Below are 19,914 nucleotides of genomic sequence, written 5' to 3' on the forward strand. Positions count from 1 at the left end.
TGGCTTCTGGTGTCGTTGTGTCCGGTCGTGGGAAGTGCCGTCGCCGACGGCGTCGCCGGCCCGGAGAGCGAAGCCATGCCCCACACCGCCGTCTCCCCCTGCCTGCCGCGCCACGTCTCCAACCCCCATGCCGACCATGAGCGGGTCTACGGCCCGTCGGAACGCGCGATCCTCGGCCGTGCCGCCTTCGAGGAGGCGATGGCGGAGATCGGCGCCTGGCCCGGCTACACGCCCACCCCGCTGCGCTCCCTTCCCGGGCTGGCACGGGAAGCTGGGATCGACCGCCTCTGGTACAAGGACGAAAGCGCCCGCTTCGCGCTCGGCAGCTTCAAGGCGCTGGGCGGGGCGTACGCCGTGCTGCGGCTGCTGGCGCGGGAGGTGACGGCGCGGGTGCCCGGCGTGCCGGTGACAGCACTGGATCTCGTCGTCGGCCGCTATGCCAAGGTGACGCGGACGCTGACCGTCACCACCGCCACCGACGGCAACCATGGCCGCTCGGTCGCCTGGGGCGCGCAGGTGTTCGGCTGCAATTGCGTGGTGTATGTGCCCGCCGCCTGTACGCCCGGCCGCCGCGCCGCCATCGAGGCGTACGGGGCGCGGGTAGTGGTGGTGGACGGGCCGTACGACGAGGCGGTGCGCCGTGCCGCCGCCGACGCGACCGCGCAGGGCTGGTTCGTCGTCTCCGACACCTCCTACACCGGCTATATGGATGTGCCTCGCGACGTGATGCAGGGCTACACAGTGATGGTGGAGGAGGCGATTACGCAGCTTCCCGCCAGCGAACGGCCCACCCACGTCTTCGTGCAGGGTGGCGTCGGCGCGCTGCCCGCCGCGGTCTGCGGCCATCTGTGGGAAAGCTGGGGGCGCCAGCGCCCGCGCTTCGTGGTGGTGGAGCCGCACAGCGCCGACTGCCTGTACCAGAGCGCCGTCGCCGGCCGGCCGATGCGGGCGGAGGGCGACCTCGACACGGTGATGGCCGGGCTTGCCTGCGGCGAGGTCTCGCTGCTGGCCTGGGCGATCCTGGAGCGCGGCGCCGACGATTTCCTGACCATCCCCGACGAGGGGGCGATCACCGCCATGCGCAAGCTGGCGGACGGCGGGCATGGCGGCCGTCCGGTGGTGGGCGGTGAATCGGGCGTCGCCGGGTTGGCCGGGCTGCTCTGCGCCGCTGCGCACGAGGAGGTGAGGCTGGCGCTGGGCCTCGTTCCCGATGCGCGGGTGCTGGTGTTCGGGACCGAGGGGGCGACCGACCCGGAGGTCTATGAGCGGATCGTCGGACGCTCGCCGGAGGCGGTCGCCGACGGACTGCTCAGCGCAGCAGGTCGGTGACGATGTTGGCGCCGTCGGCGGTCAGCCGGTCGGCGGTTTCGCGATGGTCGCGGGCGCCGGAGAAGCCGCCCTCGGCCTTCACCCGTTCGATCCAGCTTTGCGAGGCGCCGAGCGACACCAGCCGCTCGACCATCATCTGGGTGGAGCGCAGGGTCATCCGGCCATTCTCCGCCATGCGCGGGGCATGCACCATGAACTCCGCCCGCGGGGCGGCGTAGCGCGGATAGCCGGCCAGATAGAGGCCGACGCACATGCTTTCGCAGGACTCGCCGTCGCGCACCCGGGTGGCGACCGGCCGTCCGCCCTTGCGTTCGGCCAGGACGGCATCAATCATCCGGTAGCCCGCGGCGGTGAAGCCGCCGGGGCTGGACAACTCGATCACCAGCGGGCGGCGGGCCGGCAGGGCGTGCAGGGCGTCGAGGAAGCTGCGTTCCGCTCCCGGCGTAATGATGCCGTCGAGCCGCAGGACGGTGACGTCGCCCTGGTCGTTGCGGGACATCGCCGCGTCGGGGAATTCCGAAGACGGGGCCGCGGGCACCGGATTGACGGTGACGGGGCCGATGGCGGCCGGGGCGGAGCCGGCCGGATTGAGCGACAGGCCATCCGGCTGGGTTGCGGCATGGCCGAATTCGGCGCCCGCGATCAGCAGGGCACCGAGACCGGCACCGAACCCGACCTTCCGCAGCAGCTTCCGCACCGACATCGCACCCTCCCGCGCTCGACCCACCCAGCGTGGCGGTCAAAGCTTGCCCGAGTGTTAACGGCATGTCTGTGGCGGGCCACACAATGGGGGTAGGGGTGGGGGTGGGAATGGGGGCGGGACGGATGCGGCGCGATAAAGCGTGCGCGCGAACGCAAAGGGCGCTAGAAGAAACAGGATTCCAAGGGTATGGCCGGGGCGTCCTTTCAGGGCGATGCCCGTCCCGTCCCGTGCCGTGAACGTCGAAGAGCGGAACGATGTCGTACATCCAGGGTGAAACGGGCGATTGGGAAGTCGTGATCGGGCTTGAGGTCCATGCCCAGGTGATTTCGAACGCGAAGCTGTTTTCCGGCTCCGCCACCGAATTCGGGTCCGCGCCGAACAGCCAGGTCAGCTTCGTCGACGCCGCGTTCCCCGGCATGCTGCCCGTCATCAACGAATATGCCGTCGAACAGGCAGTGCGCACCGGTCTGGGCCTGAAGGCCGAGATCAACCTGCACTCGGTCTTCGACCGCAAGAACTACTTCTATGCCGACCTGCCGCAGGGCTATCAGATCAGCCAGTTCCTGCAGCCCATCGTCGGCAAGGGCGAGATCGTGCTCGACCTGCCGGACGGCACCAGCCGCACCGTCGGCGTCACGCGTCTGCATCTGGAACAGGACGCCGGCAAGTCGCTGCACGACCAGCACCCGTCCAAGACCTACATCGACTTGAACCGGTCGGGCGTGGCGCTGATGGAGATCGTGTCGGAACCCGACATGCGCTCCTCGGAGGAGGCGGGCGCCTATGTGCGCAAGCTGCGTTCCATCCTGCGCTATCTCGGCACCTGCGACGGCAACATGGAGGAAGGCTCCATGCGCTGCGACGTCAACGTGTCGGTGCGCAAGCCGGGCGACGCCTTCGGCACCCGCTGCGAGATCAAGAACGTCAACTCGATCCGCTTCGTCATGCAGGCCATCGAGTATGAGGCGCGCCGCCAGATCGAGATCATCGAGGACGGCGGCAAGATCGACCAGGAGACCCGGCTGTGGGACACGACCAAGTTCGTGACCCGCTCCATGCGGTCGAAGGAAGAGGCGCACGATTACCGCTATTTCCCCGACCCCGACCTGCTGCCGCTCGAACTCGATGCGGCGTGGGTGGAGGATATCAAGAAGACGCTGCCCGAGCTGCCGGACGACAAGAAGACCCGCTTCATCGAAGACTACAAGCTGTCGGTCTATGACGCCGGCGTGCTGGTGTCGGAGAAGCCGAAGGCCGACTATTTCGAGGCGGTTGCCAAGGGCCGCGATCCGAAGCTTGCCTCCAACTGGGTCACCGGCGAGTTGTTCGGCTATCTGAACAAGGCCGGCAAGGAGATCGAGGAAAGCCCGGTGTCCGCCGAAAATCTCGGCGGCCTGATCGACCTGATCGCCGACAACACCATTTCCGGCCGCATCGCCAAGGAAGTCTTCGAGACGATGTTCGAAACCGGCGAGAAGGCCGCCGACATCGTCGAGAAGAAGGGGCTGCGTCAGGTCACCGACACCAGCGCCATCGAAGGCTCCATCGACGCCGTGCTGGCCGCCAACCCCGACAAGGTGGCAGAGTTCCGCAGCGGCAAGGACAAGCTGTTCGGCTTCTTCGTCGGTCAGGTGATGAAGGCGACCCAGGGCAAAGCCAACCCGGCGATGGTCAACGAAATCCTGATGAAGAAACTGAAAGGCTAATCTGCCTGTCCCTGTCGGCGGACGGAAATTGCCGTCTTGCCCGAAAGAAAGCCTCTCCGTTCGGCGGAGGGGCTTTTTTGTTGGGTGCCACCCGCCGTTACGGTAAAGCCGCAGTTGAATTTTCCCGGTTTCCGCCGTCACAGTGCTGGAAACGGTGGAGGAACCATGGCGGCGGAGCCGGTGATGATGGCGCTGGCGGCTGGTGCTGTCGGCGGTCTGCTCGGGGTGCTGCTGGGCCGGTATGCCGGTCGCCGGGCGGCCCGCCATCCATCGTCTCCACACCCCGCCAATCCTGCCGGCGCCAAGCCGGCGCATGCTCTCCACGAACCGGACATCGGCGAACGGCTGGAGATGGCGCTGGAGGCCACCGGGGCCGCGGTGTGGGATGCCGATCTGGTGGCCGGGACCTGCTGGTGGTCGGACACCTTCCCGCGCATGCTGGGCTATCGCACGCGCCCGGCGATGCCGCCCGATTTCTGGGAACGGCGGCTGCATGCGGAAGACCGCGAACGGGTTCTCGCCCACATCGCTTCGCATCTGGCCGGGGAGACCTCTGCCTACGCCTACAGCTACCGCCTGCGGCACGAGGGGGGCGGCTGGGTGTGGATCGCCGCCAAGGGCCGCGCCTTCCGCGACGACACCGGGCGGGCGGTACGCTATGCCGGCATCATGACCGACATCACCGAGGCCCGCCGGCAGGAGGAGCGGCTGCGCGCCAGCGAGGAACGGCTGCTGAAGATCATGGAGGCGGCCCCCATCGCGGTGAACGTCACCACGCGCGACGGCCGCTGGCTGTTCTGCAATGCCCAGTCCGTGCGGCTGATGGGCCGTGAGCGTTCGGAACTGATGCGCACCCCGGTGGCCGATCTCTATGCCGAACCCGCCGACCGCGCGGCGCTGATCGCCCGATTCGACCGGGAGGGCGCCTTCCGCAATGCCGAGATCCGGTTCCGCAGGCCGGACGGCAGCGTCGTCTGGGTCCTGTCCTCGTGGAACAGCATCGAGCTCGACGGTGAAGCGGCGCTGCTGACCTGGCTCTACGACATCACCGACCGCAAGGCCGCCGAGTCGGCGATGATCCAGGCCAGGGAAGAGGCCGAACAGGCTCTGGCCGACCTGCGGGAGGCGCAGGAGAGCCTGATCCAGGCCGAGACCATGGCCTCGCTCGGCCAACTGGTGGCGGGGGTGGCGCACGAGATCAACACGCCCATCGGCATCGGCCTGACCGCCGCCAGCCACATCGGCGAACAGGCGCAGGTCCTGCGGGACCGCTTCACCGGCAACGCGCTGCGCCGGTCGGAGTTCCTGGAGTTCCTGGATGGGCTGAGCGAGAGCAGCCGTTTGCTGATGGCCAACATCGACCGCGCCGCGTCACTGGTGCAGAGCTTCAAGCAGGTGGCGGTCGACCAGTCCTCCGGCGACCGGCGGGTGTTCGAACTGGGCGGCTATATCCAGGAGCTGCTGTTCTCGCTGCGTCCGCGGCTGAAGCGCACCAATCTGCGGGTGGCGGTGGAGTGCGGCGACGAACTGACGATGGACAGCTTTCCCGGCGCGCTGGGGCAGGTGCTGACCAATCTGGTCATCAACGCCGTCGTGCATGCCTATGGCGATGGGGATCGCGGCGGGGATCGCGGCGGCGACCGCCTGGTCGAGAGGCCGGCCGGCACGATCAGGATCACGGCGCAGGCGGATGGGGCCGAGCGGGTCCGGATCGATTTCATCGACGACGGCGCCGGCATTGCGCCGGAGCATCTGTCGAAGGTCTTCGATCCTTTCTTCACCACCAAGCGCGGGCAGGGCGGCTCCGGCCTGGGGCTGCACATTGTCTTCAACACCGTCACCGGTCCGCTGGGCGGCAGCGTGTCCGTCCAGTCCTGGCCGGGGCAGGGGACCCGCTTCACCATCCAGCTGCCCCGCGAAGCCCCGGCGATGCTGCCGGCCGTAGCGGCGGAGCCGGCCCTGGGCTGAACCCGTGGCGCGGCCCCGCGGCAGGGTGGCCGATCAGGCACAGGTTCGGTCAGGCAACGTGAAGTTCGTGGAATTGCAGATGCTTGGGCCGCCGGCCGCGACGCTTCGGCGCTGCGAAGTTGGCGAGCGCGCCGTCCTCGCCGCGCAGCTCGGCGGTCAACTCCTGCACGCAGCGCTGGAGCAGTTCCTTCTCGCGCTGGTCTTCGCGGTCGGTGATTTCCAGGCAGCTCAGCTTGATCTCGACGAGGTCGATCAGTGTTTCGGCGCAACGGCGTGACAGGGTCATGGCATCCTCCACGGCGACGGGGTGCGGCGTCACTGACCGGCGGGGCTCTGTCGGGATCAGCCCCCACGCGACCGAGTCGTTCGGCACCCGGGCTTTTTATTGCTCATGATGGCATCATAAGCGCCTTCCGTTAAAAAGTACCTAAAATTTTATACAGATTTGTCCCTTTCCAGAGATTTTCAGGAAAAGCGGATTTGCGGCTTTGTAAGCGTTGACAAGGGTACGGCCGGCCGTTAGAACCCTCCCCACGCCAGCGGTGACCCACGGGAAACCGCACTGGCTGGAGGGGTGGCCGAGTGGCTGAAGGCAACGGTTTGCTAAACCGTCATAGGGTTTAAAGCCCTATCGTGGGTTCGAATCCCATCCCCTCCGCCACCTTGCTTGGCTAGAGCGTTGATTTACTTGCTAAATCCGCCTTGGCCCTTTCATTATCCCCACATCTTTCCCCACATTTAGTTTCGGCTGGGCACGATCTCCAGCGAACCGTCACGGCTGATTCGGGCTTTCTGGCAGAGCCAAGCGCACGCCTGCAAACCGACGATATCACAGTCACTCGGCAGCCACTTTGAAACGATTCTCGCGGTGTTCCTGCCGTAGATGCCAGGACGTCAGGATACCTCTAGCGATGCGCCGGCGACCCGCAGGGGTGTCGTGGTGGGCTTCGATTCGCCGCACGTCCGCCGCCAAACCGCAGCGCCCCGCCGCATTTTGACCGCGTCTCAGCAGCGGCACAGCCGCGCCACCACCGCCAAACCGCAGCGGTGACGCAGCGGATCGACCGCACTCCGGCAGCGCGCATCGCAGCGCCCCACAGCTGCGGCGCTGGGCGGCATTCAGGGGCGTGTTGGTGGCGGGTTTCGACGTGATCGGGGATGTAGGCGCAATAACGCAAACTGTTTAGCAGAGGCGGCCCGATGCCCTCGCAGCGGTTCCTAAACCGGCAACATCACGCTGGCAACGTTGACCAGATGGCGCGAGCGCTTAATCACGGCGACCGACGTCACCGCCCTGGACGAGGTCGAAGTCTAGGTTCTGTTCTCAAACCTTGAGCCATTTTCGGATGGCGGCGATGTGGACCATAGCGACGTAGTTGGCAGCGATCTTCTCATATCGGGTTGCGATGCGGCGGAGTTGCTTGAGGCGATTGATCAGGTGCTCGATGGCGATGCGGGACCGGTAAGCGGTACAGTCCACCGGGGCACAGGGCTTTGGAGAATGGAGTGACGGGCGAGGTGACTTGAAGCCCGTCGCTTACCGCGTCAATCCCCGGCGAGTTGGCGACGGGCATAGGCGGCGGTCAGGTAACGGCTGACCAGCGCCTCGAATTCGGCCGCCTTCATGCCGCGGATGCCCATTGCCTCCAGCACCACGGTCCGCTCGCGCCGGTTCACCTTGTTGTAGATGGAAAAGCCGATGCGGTTGGGCAGGGGCGCCTCCTCATGCAGCGCCAGCACCAGCGCCAGCCGTCGCGCTGCCGACACCTGCATCCCGGCCACATGGGTCCAGGCGATGGACTCCCGCAGCCGTGCCGACATCAGGGCGTCGGGCGTCAAGGTCATCAACGGCGCTTTCGTCTTGTGGCGGACCCAGGCCGCATAGGCCAAAGCCATGCAGATTCCCACACCCGCCACCGCCCCGATAAATGCCTTCGTCCCCGGATCGTTGCCTAGGCCGAGTTCTTGCCCAAAGACGGTGGTGGCTATGGTGAAGGCGGCGAACATCGCCGCGATGAAGGCCATGGCCCAGATCATCGGCCTGCCGTTCTCGTAGAGCACCGTGTGCTCCGCCGGAACGGCGGCGGCGGCGGCCTCCAGTTCCTCCCGGTTCAGCCGGTGCGCCTGCCGGGCCTCGTCGAGGAAGGCCGCGGTCAGCGCATGGCATAGCCCGCTCCAGTCGGCGAACAGCCGATGTGGCAGGCTGGTGTCTTCCGCCATCGGCCCGCGGGCGGCACGGGCCAGCAGGCGTTCGTCGAGCTGGACGCCAAGGGTGCTGATCCGCAGGGCGGTCGGCGGATGGTTGTCGGTCGGGTGGGGCTGGCACTCCTCCAGATGCGCGGCGGGATCCGGGAGGCCATCTTCGACGCGCCGCAGGATATCGGCCATCAGGTCCGGCCCGGCCGTGTCGGGGGCGGAGAAGGCGTCATTGAGCGTCCCGAAGATGGCCGGCGCCAGCGCCGCGTTGCGAAGCAGGGCAAGGGGAACGCTCTCCGGACCGCTGACCAGACTGGCCCGGCGGTCGGCCTCCAGCTCGCGCTGCCGCCTGTGCTGGGCGACCGAGAGATCGAAGCTCTCCAGCGTATGGAAGCCGAGATGCAGGGCCGGAGCGAGCATGAAGCCGCCGGTCCCGGTACGCTCGCCAAGCGCGGTCAGGGTCCGCCACAATCCGGCATGGATCGGAGCGAAGCGGCGGCTGTAGGTTGTATCCCCGCCCGAGAAATGGGCCAGTTCATGGCCGATGACCGCAGCGAGTTCTGTCTCGCCGATCAGCGGCAGGCAGGGAGCCGGCAAATGGAGGGTGCGGCCCGACAGAACCCGTTCCCCGCCGAGCGGCCGGACCGGTGCCTCGGTGACGAAGAAGCCTTCGGTCAGGCCGATTAGGATGCTGTCCGGCATCAGCGCCTCGTGCCGGGTCGCCAGATCCTCGACGAAATGCCAGAGACCGGGCGCCTCGTCCCGGCTCACTACCACACCGCGGATGTCGAGCGGCTCCACGGTGTAGAGATCGAAGACGCGGCGCATCGCGATCACCGCCATCACGGCACTGTAGGCGGCGAGGCCCGCGAGCATCACGGCAGCGGCGAAGAGCTTGACGCTGCCGGTCGACAGATGGTCCCAGAACCACAGGCTCGCCGCTTCGAATAGCGATGCCGAGACGCTGGCGGTGCTGAGGCCGACGAGCACGGCAGCGAGCGCGAAGGGCAGGCCCCGCCTCAACCGGTCGAAACTGCGGATCAGGGCGTCGCGCGACCGCCGCGCCCGCAGGGCCGCGATCCGTGCCGCCAGCAAGCCGGTCAACCCGGCAAGGAAAGCCAGCAGGCCGCCGGCCGTCGTACCCCAGCTCAACGGGTAGCGGATCTGCGATACTTCGGCGCCCTCTTCCATCGTATCGATGGCCCTGCGGACCCCTGCAACGGCCATCGAGACCGGCATGCGGCGGCCGTCCGGCCCACCCATGGTGACGAAAGCCGACGGAGTCTTCGCTTCGATCTGCTGAAGCTGTGCCAGAGCCTGCGGCAATTCCTGTCCGGCCTGCCGGTACTCGTTGAGCGTAGCGGTGGCCCGCTGTTCCTGCCAGATCCCGAGCGCCACGAACGACAGTGGAAGGATCAGCAGCCAGATGACGCGAACGAGCCACAGAGGGAAGCGAATGGCACGCCGGACGGTGCCAGCCGTACCGCTGGAAGCAATTGCATCGGCCAAGACCGATCTCCCATTTATCGATGCATCGCGCGGGAGGATCGCGCAATGCGCGCAACGGGGCCAGCTGCCCGGAAGGGGTAGCAATTTCGCGTCACGCCAGTACGAACTCCGACTTTCCGGCGTGATGGCAGAATGCCCGCCTTGCAGAACAGGATTATCGCAGCATCAGGCGGTCGGAACGGCAGCTCCCCGAATGACTAGATGTTTAGTAGCGGAAAGCCCCTGATCCGCAGGAAGACGCCTCGAACTCAGGATGCAGAGATTTCTGTCGATCAGCCCCCCTGACCGCCGGTCAGCAGAAAGGCGAGCGGCCGACCGCGCGGATCGTTCATTGCGTGGATTTGGGTGGTTCTCCCACCTGGGGACCATCCGATGGCCTGGGCGCGCTCCCCCTTTGTCGCCGCTCGCCGAACGATGGGCGCGCACGGCCGTGGAGCCGATCATCACCTGGGCCGGTGGGCCACTCCGTGGCGGTGACGTACCCAGACGGGCGCGCCACCGTTAGATGTCGGCTTAGAACGGCAGGCCGCTGTTCACCGGAATAGAGAACTCTGAGATGAAGGAACCGCCGGCCGCAGGCACCTGCCGCACCCCCTGCGCCACGAGTGCGACCGGATCGTCCTCACCAACCCGGTTCGACCAGTCGATCACGCCGAAGCCATAGTTGGACGGCAGCCCGCTGATGAAAAAGACCGCGGAGTGCTTGCCCGCCAGTTCGCCGCTGGCCGGCAGGTCGTAGGTGGTGATGCCGGTGGTCAGTTGCATGCCGGACTTATCGTAGAACTTGGCGGTTACGATGACAGGCCGGTCGGTGACATTGGCAATCGTGACTGCAGTTTGGAACGTGCCCGAAGCCACGCCCAGATATGGGAGATAGGCCCGTCCGCTACCCGCATGCGCGGCCAGAGGAAAAAGGGCGACGAGGGCCAGAGAAAGCGCGGATGCCAGAAGCTTCCTGCTCATGGTGCCTCCAATATTGTTCGCGGCTGATTGGGCCGCAGAGTGGACGCTCCCTGTCATCCGTCGATGGTGGGGAGCGAATGGCGGGAGAGTATCGTTCCTAAAAAGTTCTTGGTGATCCTTTTGCAAAAACGCAAGCTAAGTATATGATATAAATATAAAAACTAAGGATTTTGCTTTGCGCCTGCCACCCACTGCCCTCGCTTTCGTCGAGGCCTCCATGGTGGTCGACAACCCCGATGTTCCCCGAGCATCATAGGGTTGCACAGCCTCCTGCGAGCTCTCCCGTACGCGTTTCCGTTCTTGTCGCCACCGGTTTCCTTATCGTCTCCCCTACAGTTACGGCGGAGACCATCGCCGGCACGGCCGGGAGGTCCAGCGGCGCCAGGAAGCCTGCGGTGGCCTTGCTGAGGATCTGCGCCGAGACACCGCAAGCCCCAGGGCTGTCAGCACCGAGGCGGCCGAGCAGATCAGCGTCACCATAACGGGGGGCGATTCTGGCTTCGGTCAGTTGGCAGACGACTGGCTTATAGAATCGTCGCCAGCCACAACGGGAATGCCGTGACGGCTTGCGACACGGCGAAGATCACCATCGTTCCCAAGGCTCAGCGGAATACATGATGAGGCCGCTATCCTGCTGTTTGTTGCGAGTCTCACGCGAGAATCCTTACTCGGAATATGCAACGGCATTAAAGAGTATGCGGAAGCTTTGGCCCCAAACTTTTAGAGTGTTGCATAATAGCAACAAAGCGCTCAGGTCCACCGCAGAATTGCACCAATGACGGAAAATCGACCGTTTCCTGATGACGCTTTAAAGTGGCGTCGGCAATATGGTTTCAACGCGATGGACAAAAATGGCGCCATGACTGCAACCTGCATTCCCGAGAAGTTGGCTGGTCTTATCGGCATGGCCTCAGAAATGCAGGCCGCGATCCTGATATACGAACAGGATGTTATCGTGTTCGCCAATTCAAGTGGGCGGGAAATATATGCATGCCAGGATTGGTCGAAACCTGTTCTGTTTGATAATTGCTTCCGTCGAGCGGTGGAACTCGGTCGTATACAGGATAAAGTAATATTATCTGATCCTCAGTCACACCTCGTTTACGCAAAGATGGCCAGGGCCAGAGAGGCAAGTTTTCAATTTCGCCGTTACTATGATGGAATTTTGTATGATCGCCATCACGTCGGCCTGGACAGTGTTTGGAATGCTCAAATATGGCTACCTGTTCGGCCGTCACTTGATGACCCGGCAGACCAAAGAGCCATACCCCCGAACCTACTGGAGCAGATCGAGCGAGGCCGTGCGGCTGCCGTTATGGCGGCTATGCTCGAACGCATGGGGATCGCCGTATCGCTCGTAGGCTCGAATTCGAAAATCATCGAAAATTCCTCGCTGATGGTGCGGTGTCTTAGATCTGGCTCCGTTCTCGCAAGGGCGCCAGGGAACAGGCTGATATGCCCGCGACCTTCTGATGACGAGCGCCTTCAGCAAGCGATAACAGCCGTCGCGTCGGGCCGGAAAAGTGAAGCGCTTGTGAAGTTGCCCGACGCACAGCTCGTCGCTGTTATGCCTGCGAACGACGGCGCGGCCATGGTGGTTCTGCAGAGTGTCGCTCCCACTGAGCCATTGCAGGAAATCCTCATTTCTACGTTCGGCCTCAGCCGACCGCAGGCAGAGGTCGTTGTGCGCATAGCGGCCGGCGAAACAGCCGAGCAAATCGCCATTGCCCTGGACCGAAAAATTCGAACCGTCCGGCAGCAAATCGAAACATCCCGAGCCAAGATTGCTGCGGGGCGTCAACAGGACATCGCCCGCATCGTTACGCGGGCGGCAACGCTATTCGGTGGCATTCCGCCATTGAATTCATAGAGGAAGCAATATGGCGAACCTTGAATATGTGAAGAACTATGATTTCTCGCACGTGATTGCTCACATGGTGCGTGACGGTCTTTCGGAGAAAGAGGCGGCGCAGTCGGCCGATCATCTCCGGGCCTTCATGGTTCTGAATGCCATGCACCTCGACTCGCCCACCTGTCTGGTGGCCTGGGAAGGCATGGAGCCGGCGTGGCACGCCTTCATCCTCGATACCCGCGCCTATGCATCGTTCTGCCAGCGGGCTTTCGGGCGCATGCTCCATCATTGGCCGGATGCCTATGGCACCGACGAGTTCCGCGCCGGCTGGTCGAAGACTGTCGAACTGGCCGCCAAGCATTTCGGAATCTTCCTGGATCGTGACCCGGAAACCCGTGAAACCAGCCGCGGCAAGCAGTGGAACATGGCTGCCCTTTGCAGCCGCCCTGTAGAAGAAGGCGAAGACCCCGAGTTTCCCATCGTTCGGCAGGTAGCCTGATCGCGCCAGAAAGGCGCCCGCTTGGTGACACAAGCGGGCGCCCTTGGACAGGTCGGTTACCCGATCCAGACGATCACCCGTAGCCGTAGGAAGCAACGATGATCAACCATGAGCATACTGCCGTACTGGGCAGGTGCAAGGGTGAGCACATGCCCGATGCACATTTGCCGTTTATCGATCATTTGTCCGTGGACCAACTTCGCCGGCGGGCAGCGCATGATCGTGCGGATGCACTGGAAATGGTCGGCCACGCATCGGCCAATACCGTCTCCATGCTGTTGGATGATGCCGAACGATGTGAAACGCGGGCAACGATGCTGGAGCAACGATGTGGCGACACCATCGGTGCTGGCCCGGGCGAACTGACCGTCGAAACGGCCATCAGCCGCTTGGCGCAGGCGGCGCGTGGTCGCGTGGTCGGCTATCGGCCCGGCCACCCGGCTTCGCGAATCACTGCCATTCAGGCGGACATTCGGCGCCATGCAGACCATCGCACAGCCTTTGCCTTCGTGGCCCACTGTGCCGATTCGACCCGGTGCCACCTTCAGTCCGCCCCCCAACCGACCCTGGAGGCTGCCTATGTTGCCGCCGTGCAGTCTTTAGCGTCCTTGGCTGTCAGGTGATGGCGATGTCCTTCATGGAACCTGCGACGCCGCGGGCCATCCAGATTGGCGCGACGCTGACGGATGGAGGCGGCGCTTATCATTCCCGAGGGCGCGAAATCATGGCGCGCTTGGGCAAACTGACGGCCCGAGAGGTTGACGTGCTGGTGCTTCTGGTTGCTGGCAAGGGCTCCAAGACCATCGCCTGCGATCTCGGCATCAGCTTCAAGACGGTGGAGTGCCATCGAGCCCGCGTCATGGAGAAGCTGGGATGCGCCGGTCTCTTCGAGCTTGGCCGCGCCTGGGAGGCCGCGGTGCTGAGCAATCGACGGAAGACGGCAACACGATAGCGTCCGGTCGCGAAACCGCAGACTGGAACATGCCCGGCTGGCGCAAATAGCCGTCCGCCGTCGGTTTTGGTGGCCCGCGTCGGCGCGACACCACAGAGCCTGGAAAACCCCATGACAATTGACCGCAGGAAATCTCTTTTTGCGCCTCTGCATGAAGACCCATCGATTTCAGACTCCCCGCTACCCGGCGAGCAGGCACCCGCGCTGACTTATGCCTTGAATATGATGGATGCATATGTTTCGGAGCGGTTCGGCGCGATGGCCGCCGAGACCGCCGTGCCGTCCTCCCGTGTCACGCAGCTGCTGCAAACGGCTGCCGTTGGCGTTGAGGGCAGACGGCGGGACGCGATCAAGCGGCTCTCACAACTCACATCCCGAGAAGCTGATGTCCTGGGCGGACTGGTTGACGGAAAAAATAGCAAGTCGATAGCTTTCGATATGAACATCAGTCCAAAGACTGTAGAGATTCACAGATCTCGGATCATGAAGAAACTTGAGTGCAGCAGCCTATTTGAACTCGGTCGCATCTGGGAATCCGCACTCTCTGCCGGTGATATCCGTACGGCTGTTTGATCTCTTGAGCAAATAATGCTCTGGCCGGTTAGCGACGATCCGCATTCCTCCACCAGTATAGCCTGCCGGCAGCGCCCCCATGTTGGCTGGAATGCCGGTGCGCCTCGGGCGATCTCGTCCAGCGACGTCAGCGATGCCCTGTGCGCGGCCGGGCTGGCGGCCAGGGTCACGCTGGTGCCGGTCGAGGGGTGGGAGGCGCTGGAACGGGGCTGAATGAACGCCCGGCACCGCGGTGACTGGTTCCCGCTCCTCGCCCGGCCGGCGGCGGCGTCGTCCTTCCGGGTGGCCGCAGTCGATGTTGAGGGTGAGTTTCTCGCCACCCATGGCGTGGTGCTGCTCGACTGCCAGCTTCGACACGCGGGTCGGGGGACCGCCGCTGTGATCAGGCGGCACCTTCTTCGGCCGGTCGATGGCGCCTTTCCGTGAGATCGCGGATGTCGTCAAGGAGCGAGGCCGGAGGCGGCCGGCATCCGCAAGCCTGGGAGTGTTCCAGGTGCCATTCGACGCGCTGCTGTCGGGTCGCCTTCGCTGGCATGGGATGGGCTTCGTGCCAGGTTCTGTTCATGGATGCCCCTATTGACTGCAGAGCAATTATGCCCGTCGATAGGGGCGGTTTCCATTGGCTCCAGTCTTCCCGCCCACGGCTCCGGGTGGCCAGCTTCGTCTCGCGGTCAACCCTTCAGGCAGCTTGCCATGAAAGCCTTCCGATCTTCCCCACTCTTCCCGGCTGCGTCAGCGTTGCACTTCTTCATTTTGTCCTGCTGAGCCGTCAGTGGCTTGGCCGGTTCGGCGGCTGCGGCCGGCTTGTTCGAGAGGCAACTGCTCATAAATGCCTTGCGCTCGTCGCCTTTCAGGCTTTTGGCGGTCGCATCGGTATTGCAGGCCTTCATTTTTTCCTGCTGCTTCTCCTGCTGCGGCGTGGCCGCAGTCGACGCACCGGAACCGGCAGCCAGCGTCACGGCCATGGCAGCAGCTGCAATCACGTACCTCAGCATCTCAAGATCCTCCCGGGCACGCCGCCTCGCACGAGGCATGTCGCGACCGGTGGAGGATTGCACGGGCGGAATCGAAGGGCCAACGGGCGCATCCGGGCAGTGCAGGGCGGCTGGATGCGCCCGTTGGCCGAGCCGCCCTATACCGAATTGCGTGGGCCTCGCCGATGTCCATCGCGCTCTGGGCGCGGAACGGCTGCCACCGGGTGGATGGCACGCTCAAACTCCGCAAGTCGGCAAACGGCACATGCCATCGCGGCGCTGGCCCGCGGCAAGATCCTGACGGTGATCGAAGGATAAGGCTGACTGGAAGCGGGACCTCTCTCCCCGCACTGGAGAGAGGTCCCGCCTCCGATCAGGCCACCCGCTTGTCGCGGAAGGCTTCGATGGTGCGCATCACGCCGCGCAGTTCGGCCAAGCCCTTCAGGCGCCCGACGAAGGAATAGCCGGGGTTCATCGTCTGGCCGATGTCGTCGCCCAGCAGATGGCCGTGGTCGGGGCGCATCGGGATTTGGGCGTCGGCGCGGCCGGCCTGCCGGCGGCGGGCCTCCTCGTCGATGATCGCCGCGGCGACGCCGATCAGGTCGGTGTCGCCGCCGAGATGGTCGGCCTCATAGAAGGAGCCGTCCGGCTCGTGCGTGGTGTTGCGCAGATGGACGAAGTGGATGCGCGGGGCGAACTCCTTCGCCATCGCCACCAGATCGTTCTTCGGGTTGGAGCCGAAGGACCCCGTGCACAGGGTCAGGCCGCAGGCCTCCTGCGGCACGGCGTCGAACAGCGCCCGCACATCCTCGGCGGTGGACATCACGCGCGGCAGGCCGAAGATGGGGAAGGACGGATCGTCGGGGTGGATGCACAGCCGCACCCCCTCTTCCTCGGCGACCGGGGTGATCTCGCGCAGGAACTCGATCAGGTTGGCGCGCAGATCCTCGACGCCGATCTCCTGGTACAGTTCCAGCATGCCGCGGAAGCTGTCGCGGTCATAGGCGAAGTCGCGGGCCGGCAGCCAGTCGATCAGGTTGCGCTCCAGCTCCGCCACCTGTTCCACCGTCATCGCCTCGAACCGTGCCTTGGCGGCGGCGACATGGGCGGGATCGTAGCTGGCCTCCGCATTGCGGCGCTTCAGCACGAACAGGTCGTAGGCGGCGAAATCGACGCTGTCGTAGCGCAGGGCATAGCCGCCGTTCGGCAGCCGGTGCATCAGGTTGGTCCGACTCCAGTCGGTGATGACCATGAAGTTGTAGCAGATCACCGGGATGCCGGCCCGCGCCACATTGCGGATCGACTGCTTATAATTGTCGATCTTGGTCTGGAAGTTGCCGGTGCGGGTCTTGATCTCCTCGCCGACGCCGATGCTTTCCACCACGTCCCAGGTCAGGCCGGCGGCCTCGATCATGGCACGACGCTTCTGGATTTCCTCAGGCGTCCAGACGCTGCCCTGGTTCATGTGATGCAGCGCGGTGACGATGCCGGTGGCACCGGCCTGACGGGCCTTTTCCAGGGTGACGGGATCGTCCGGGCCGAACCAGCGCCAGGTTTCCTGCATGATAATGTCCTTTCGAAGAGGGGTACGGCGGGCGGAAGCCGCCCTTTGATCAGGGGGTCGCGAGGAAGCCGGTCAGCGTCTTGGCGACGCCGACGCGCATCAGGCTGTCGAGATGACGGACGACCGCGCTGCGGAAGGCGTCCTCGGCGACCAGTTCGGGATCGAAGATGTCCTCCACGGCGAACAGCGCCGCCGCCAGGGCGCCGGCATCGTCGCCATGGGCGCCGGCGATGCCGGTCAGCTGTGCAGCCATCGGATCGGCGACCGCATAGGCGGCACCGGCCTCGTCCTTTTGCAGCAGGAAGCGCATCCAGGCGGCGACGGCCAGCGGGATCACCCTCGGTGCCTTGCCGGCGGGGAACAGCTCGCGCGCCGGTTCCAGCAGGCGCGGCGGCAGCTTCTGCGATCCGTCGGAGGAGATCTGGAGGGTGCGGTGGCGGATGCCGGGGTTGCGGAAGCGTGCCTCCAGCGCCGCGGTGTAGGCGGGGATGTCGGTTCCCGGCACCGGGGGCAGGGTGGGGATCAGATCTTCCGCCCACAGGCGCCGCACAACGGCCGGCAGCTGCGGGTCGGCCATCGCCCCGGCGATGGTCTCGATGCCGGCGATCACCGACAGGTAAGCCAGCAGCGAATGGGCGCCGTTCAGGCAGCGCAGCTTCATCAGCTCGAACGGGTGGACGTCGTCGACCATGATGGCGCCGGCCTTTTCCCAGGCCGGGCGGCCGAGCGGGAAGCGGTCCTCGATCACCCATTGCTTGAAGGGCTCGCTCACCACCGGCCAAGCATCGACGCAGCCGGTCGCCTCCTCCACCGTGGCGCGGTCGGCGTCCTGGGTGGCGGGGGTGATGCGGTCGACCATGGTGCAGGGGAAACCGACCTGCTTTGCGATGTAGGCGGCGAGGTCCGCATCGCACAGTTCGGCGTAGCGGACGACGATGCCGCGCACCTTGATGCCGTTCTGGGCGAGGTTGTCGCAGACCAGCACGGTGAAGGGCGCAACCCCGGCGGCGCGGCGGCGGCGGATCGCCTCGGCCAGCAGGCCGGGCACGCTGCGCGGCTTGGTGGGATCGGCGAGATCGGCACGGATCAGCGGATGCGCCTCGTCCAGCGCGCCGGTGGCGGCGTCCTGGCAATAGCCCTTCTCGGTCACCGTCAGGGTGACGATGCGGATCTCCGGCTTCGCCATCAGCGCCAGAACCTCGTCCAGCTGGTCGGCGGTGGCCATGGCGTCGAGGAAGGATCCCATCACGCGCAGCCGGTCGCGGTTCTCCTCGCGCACCAGCAGGGTGTAGAGGCAGTCCTGCGGCTTCAGCGCGTCGCGGATCGCCGGCGACAGCGGATCGACGCCGACAATGCCCCAGCTCCGGTCGCCATCGGCCAGAACGTCGTCGGTGTAGGTGGCGAGATGGGCGCGGCAGAAGGCGCCGAGGCCGATATGGACGATGCCCGGCGTCACCGCGGCGCGGTCGTAGGCGGGGCGTTCGACGCCCGGGGCCAGACGGTCGAGGGTGGCGGTGGAAAGGCGGGTTTGTGAAGGACGGGCCGCCAGCAGGGCGGTGTTCGCGTCGGGCATGATGGGCTCCGGGTCGCGGCGGTCGCTGCGGTCTCCCTGTCCGCTGCCGCCCCGGAGGGGGTGTGCGGCAGTGCGGGTGGGCCGGTGCACCGTCATTCTGGTGAAGTGGTGGTGGTCGATGGTGGACTCCGGGGCGGGACGCCCCGGAGTGTCCGGACGGGGTGGGCGTGGAGATCAGACCTCGATCCCGGCCGGGGTCATGCCCGATCCGGTCTTCGGCAGGATGAAGTGCATGATTGCCAGACCGATGAGGTAGAGGACCGACGCGATGCCGAACAGCACCTGATAGTTGCCGTTGGTGGCATCCAGCAGGCGGCCGACGCCCATCGAGACGAACATGCCGACGAAGTAGGCGCAGAAACCGCCGATGCCGACCACCGAACCCACCGCGTTGCGCGGCATGGTGTCGGAGACGATGGTGTAGACGTTGGCCGAATAGCCCTGGTGGGCGGAGGCGGCGATGCCGATCAGCAGCACGGCCAACCACATGTTGGAAACGGTGGAGGCGAAGAACACCGGCAGGACGCACAGGCCGCAGACCAGGAAGGTCAGCTTGCGGGCCCGCAGGGGCTTCACGCCGCGCTTGATCAGGTGCGAGGAGAACCAGCCGCCGCCGACGCTGCCGAAATCGGCCATGGTGTAGATGATGATCAGCGGCAGCATCGCCCCGAACAGGTTCACGCCATACTGCTTGTTCAGGAAGCCCGGAACCCAGTTCAGATAGAACCACCACACCGGAGCCGAGAAGCAGGTGCCGACGATGTTCGCCCAGGTGCCGCGGTAGCTCAGCAGCTTGATCCAGGGAATGTTCTCCTGCGGCAGCACCGGGTCGCTGCGGATATAGGCCAGTTCCTCGGCCGTCAGCTTCGGATGGTCTTCCGGCTTGCGGTAGATCAGCAGCCAGGCGATGACCCAGAAGAAGCCGATGCCGCCGGTGACCAGGAAGGCGGCCTGCCAGCCATAGGCGACCAGCAGGATCGGCACCAGGATCGGTGCGACGACGGCGCCGACGTTGGAGCCTGCATTGAAGATGCCGGTGGCGAGCGCCCGTTCCTTGGCCGGGAACCACTCCGACACCGCCTTGATCGAGGCCGGGAAGTTGCCGCCCTCGGTCAGGCCGAGGCCTGCGCGGGCCATCTTGAAGCCGAAGACGCTGCCCATGAAGGCATGGACGCAGGCGAAGAAGCTCCAGCCGGCGACCGCCGCCGGCAGGCCGATGCGGATGCCGATCTTGTCCATCAGCCGGCCGCAGCCGATGTAGCCGAAGGCGTAGGCCAGCGAGAAGGCGGCGACGATATCGCCGAAGTCGGACTCGGTCCAGCCCATGTCGCCCATCAGCGTGGACTTCAGCAGGCCCAGGACCTGACGGTCCATGTAGTTGATGGTGGTCGAGAAGAAGAGCAGGCCGCAGATGGTCCAGCGGTAGCGGCCGATGGCCTTGCTCACCGTGACCGCCGCTTTGCCTGCCGCTTGGCCGATGCCGCCGGCCCGGTGGGCCGGTTCCGCCGACTGGCCGGGTCCGGCGTCGGCAATGATCTGTTCGCTCATGATAG

At 65.3% G+C, this 19,914-nt stretch carries 17 protein-coding genes, 1 tRNA gene and 2 pseudogenes; 10 read left to right on the top strand and 10 right to left on the bottom strand.

All coding sequences use genetic code 11. From position 1 onward, the window contains the following. The first annotated feature begins 75 nt into the window (after positions 1 to 75). Complete coding sequence (locus ABNQ38_RS33100; protein ID WP_377810511.1) at positions 76 to 1,329, top strand: diaminopropionate ammonia-lyase; 1,254 nt, start codon at positions 76 to 78, stop codon at positions 1,327 to 1,329. On the opposite strand, the gene ABNQ38_RS33105 is transcribed toward ABNQ38_RS33100, so the two are convergent. Beyond that, positions 1,310 to 2,032: a hypothetical protein gene (locus tag ABNQ38_RS33105; RefSeq protein ID WP_377810512.1), complete on the bottom strand. Its 723-nt coding sequence runs from the start codon at positions 2,030 to 2,032 to the stop codon at positions 1,310 to 1,312. The genes ABNQ38_RS33100 and ABNQ38_RS33105 overlap by 20 nt on opposite strands. A 254-nt stretch (positions 2,033 to 2,286) precedes the next feature. Between ABNQ38_RS33105 and gatB the strand changes: the two genes are divergently transcribed. Further along, positions 2,287 to 3,738, top strand: coding sequence for an Asp-tRNA(Asn)/Glu-tRNA(Gln) amidotransferase subunit GatB (gatB, locus tag ABNQ38_RS33110; RefSeq protein ID WP_377810513.1), 1,452 nt, complete (start codon positions 2,287 to 2,289; stop codon positions 3,736 to 3,738). Positions 3,739 to 3,903: 165 nt separating this feature from the next. After that, entirely contained in the window at positions 3,904 to 5,706 is a 1,803-nt protein-coding gene (locus ABNQ38_RS33115; protein ID WP_377810514.1) for a PAS domain-containing protein, read from the top strand. A 49-nt stretch (positions 5,707 to 5,755) separates the two neighbouring features. On the opposite strand, the gene ABNQ38_RS33120 is transcribed toward ABNQ38_RS33115, so the two are convergent. Beyond that, complete coding sequence (locus ABNQ38_RS33120; RefSeq protein WP_377810515.1) at positions 5,756 to 5,992, bottom strand: hypothetical protein; 237 nt, start codon at positions 5,990 to 5,992, stop codon at positions 5,756 to 5,758. Between the two features lie 282 nt (positions 5,993 to 6,274). On the opposite strand from ABNQ38_RS33120, the gene ABNQ38_RS33125 reads away from it, so the two are divergent. Further along, positions 6,275 to 6,367 (top strand) — tRNA-Ser (locus tag ABNQ38_RS33125). 663 nt (positions 6,368 to 7,030) lie between these two features. On the opposite strand, the pseudogene ABNQ38_RS33130 reads toward ABNQ38_RS33125, so the two are convergent. The 4 genes and pseudogenes from ABNQ38_RS33130 to ABNQ38_RS33145 form a co-directional block, all read right to left on the bottom strand. Further along, positions 7,031 to 7,183: pseudogene (locus tag ABNQ38_RS33130) on the bottom strand (transposase); the annotation flags it as partial. Between the two features lie 68 nt (positions 7,184 to 7,251). After that, complete coding sequence (locus ABNQ38_RS33135) at positions 7,252 to 9,411, bottom strand: M48 family metalloprotease (RefSeq protein WP_377810516.1); 2,160 nt, start codon at positions 9,409 to 9,411, stop codon at positions 7,252 to 7,254. A 281-nt stretch (positions 9,412 to 9,692) separates the two neighbouring features. Further along, a pseudogene (locus ABNQ38_RS33140) lies at positions 9,693 to 9,873 on the bottom strand (IS5/IS1182 family transposase); the annotation flags it as partial. Between the two features lie 51 nt (positions 9,874 to 9,924). Next, complete coding sequence (locus ABNQ38_RS33145; RefSeq protein WP_377810517.1) at positions 9,925 to 10,374, bottom strand: hypothetical protein; 450 nt, start codon at positions 10,372 to 10,374, stop codon at positions 9,925 to 9,927. 775 nt (positions 10,375 to 11,149) lie between these two features. On the opposite strand from ABNQ38_RS33145, the gene ABNQ38_RS33150 reads away from it, so the two are divergent. The 6 genes from ABNQ38_RS33150 to ABNQ38_RS33175 all read left to right on the top strand — a co-directional run bounded on the left by ABNQ38_RS33150 (position 11,150) and on the right by ABNQ38_RS33175 (position 14,463). Further along, the gene (locus ABNQ38_RS33150; RefSeq protein ID WP_377810518.1) at positions 11,150 to 12,244 is read left to right on the top strand and encodes a helix-turn-helix transcriptional regulator; all 1,095 of its coding nucleotides are present in this window, start codon (positions 11,150 to 11,152) and stop codon (positions 12,242 to 12,244) included. Positions 12,245 to 12,254: 10 nt separating this feature from the next. Next, positions 12,255 to 12,725 carry a glycine-rich domain-containing protein gene (locus ABNQ38_RS33155; RefSeq protein ID WP_377810519.1) on the top strand — a complete coding sequence of 157 codons (471 nt, stop codon included), beginning with the start codon at positions 12,255 to 12,257 and terminating at the stop codon, positions 12,723 to 12,725. Positions 12,726 to 12,823: 98 nt separating this feature from the next. Continuing rightward, positions 12,824 to 13,348 carry a hypothetical protein gene (locus tag ABNQ38_RS33160; protein WP_377810520.1) on the top strand — a complete coding sequence of 175 codons (525 nt, stop codon included), beginning with the start codon at positions 12,824 to 12,826 and terminating at the stop codon, positions 13,346 to 13,348. Positions 13,349 to 13,353: 5 nt separating this feature from the next. Continuing rightward, on the top strand, positions 13,354 to 13,677 hold the full coding sequence (locus ABNQ38_RS33165; RefSeq protein ID WP_377810521.1) for a LuxR C-terminal-related transcriptional regulator: 324 nt from the start codon (positions 13,354 to 13,356) through the stop codon (positions 13,675 to 13,677). 111 nt (positions 13,678 to 13,788) lie between these two features. After that, the gene (locus ABNQ38_RS33170) at positions 13,789 to 14,250 is read left to right on the top strand and encodes a response regulator transcription factor (protein WP_377810522.1); all 462 of its coding nucleotides are present in this window, start codon (positions 13,789 to 13,791) and stop codon (positions 14,248 to 14,250) included. Positions 14,251 to 14,265: 15 nt separating this feature from the next. Continuing rightward, complete coding sequence (locus ABNQ38_RS33175; protein WP_377810523.1) at positions 14,266 to 14,463, top strand: hypothetical protein; 198 nt, start codon at positions 14,266 to 14,268, stop codon at positions 14,461 to 14,463. Positions 14,464 to 14,921: 458 nt separating this feature from the next. Here ABNQ38_RS33175 and ABNQ38_RS33180 read toward each other — a convergent pair whose 3' ends face one another. The 4 genes from ABNQ38_RS33180 to ABNQ38_RS33195 form a co-directional block, all read right to left on the bottom strand. Beyond that, positions 14,922 to 15,245, bottom strand: a complete 324-nt coding sequence (locus ABNQ38_RS33180) for a PsiF family protein (protein WP_377810524.1) — start codon at positions 15,243 to 15,245, stop codon at positions 14,922 to 14,924. A 352-nt stretch (positions 15,246 to 15,597) separates the two neighbouring features. Continuing rightward, positions 15,598 to 16,788, bottom strand: coding sequence for a mannonate dehydratase (gene uxuA, locus ABNQ38_RS33185; protein WP_377810525.1), 1,191 nt, complete (start codon positions 16,786 to 16,788; stop codon positions 15,598 to 15,600). A gap of 49 nt (positions 16,789 to 16,837) precedes the next feature. Beyond that, on the bottom strand, positions 16,838 to 18,361 hold the full coding sequence (locus ABNQ38_RS33190) for a mannitol dehydrogenase family protein (protein WP_377810526.1): 1,524 nt from the start codon (positions 18,359 to 18,361) through the stop codon (positions 16,838 to 16,840). Positions 18,362 to 18,535: 174 nt separating this feature from the next. Further along, entirely contained in the window at positions 18,536 to 19,909 is a 1,374-nt protein-coding gene (locus ABNQ38_RS33195; RefSeq protein ID WP_377810527.1) for an MFS transporter, read from the bottom strand. Positions 19,910 to 19,914: the final 5 nt, after the last annotated feature.

Source organism: Azospirillum sp. A29, from assembly GCF_042604625.1.
Lineage (GTDB): Bacteria > Pseudomonadota > Alphaproteobacteria > Azospirillales > Azospirillaceae > Azospirillum > Azospirillum palustre.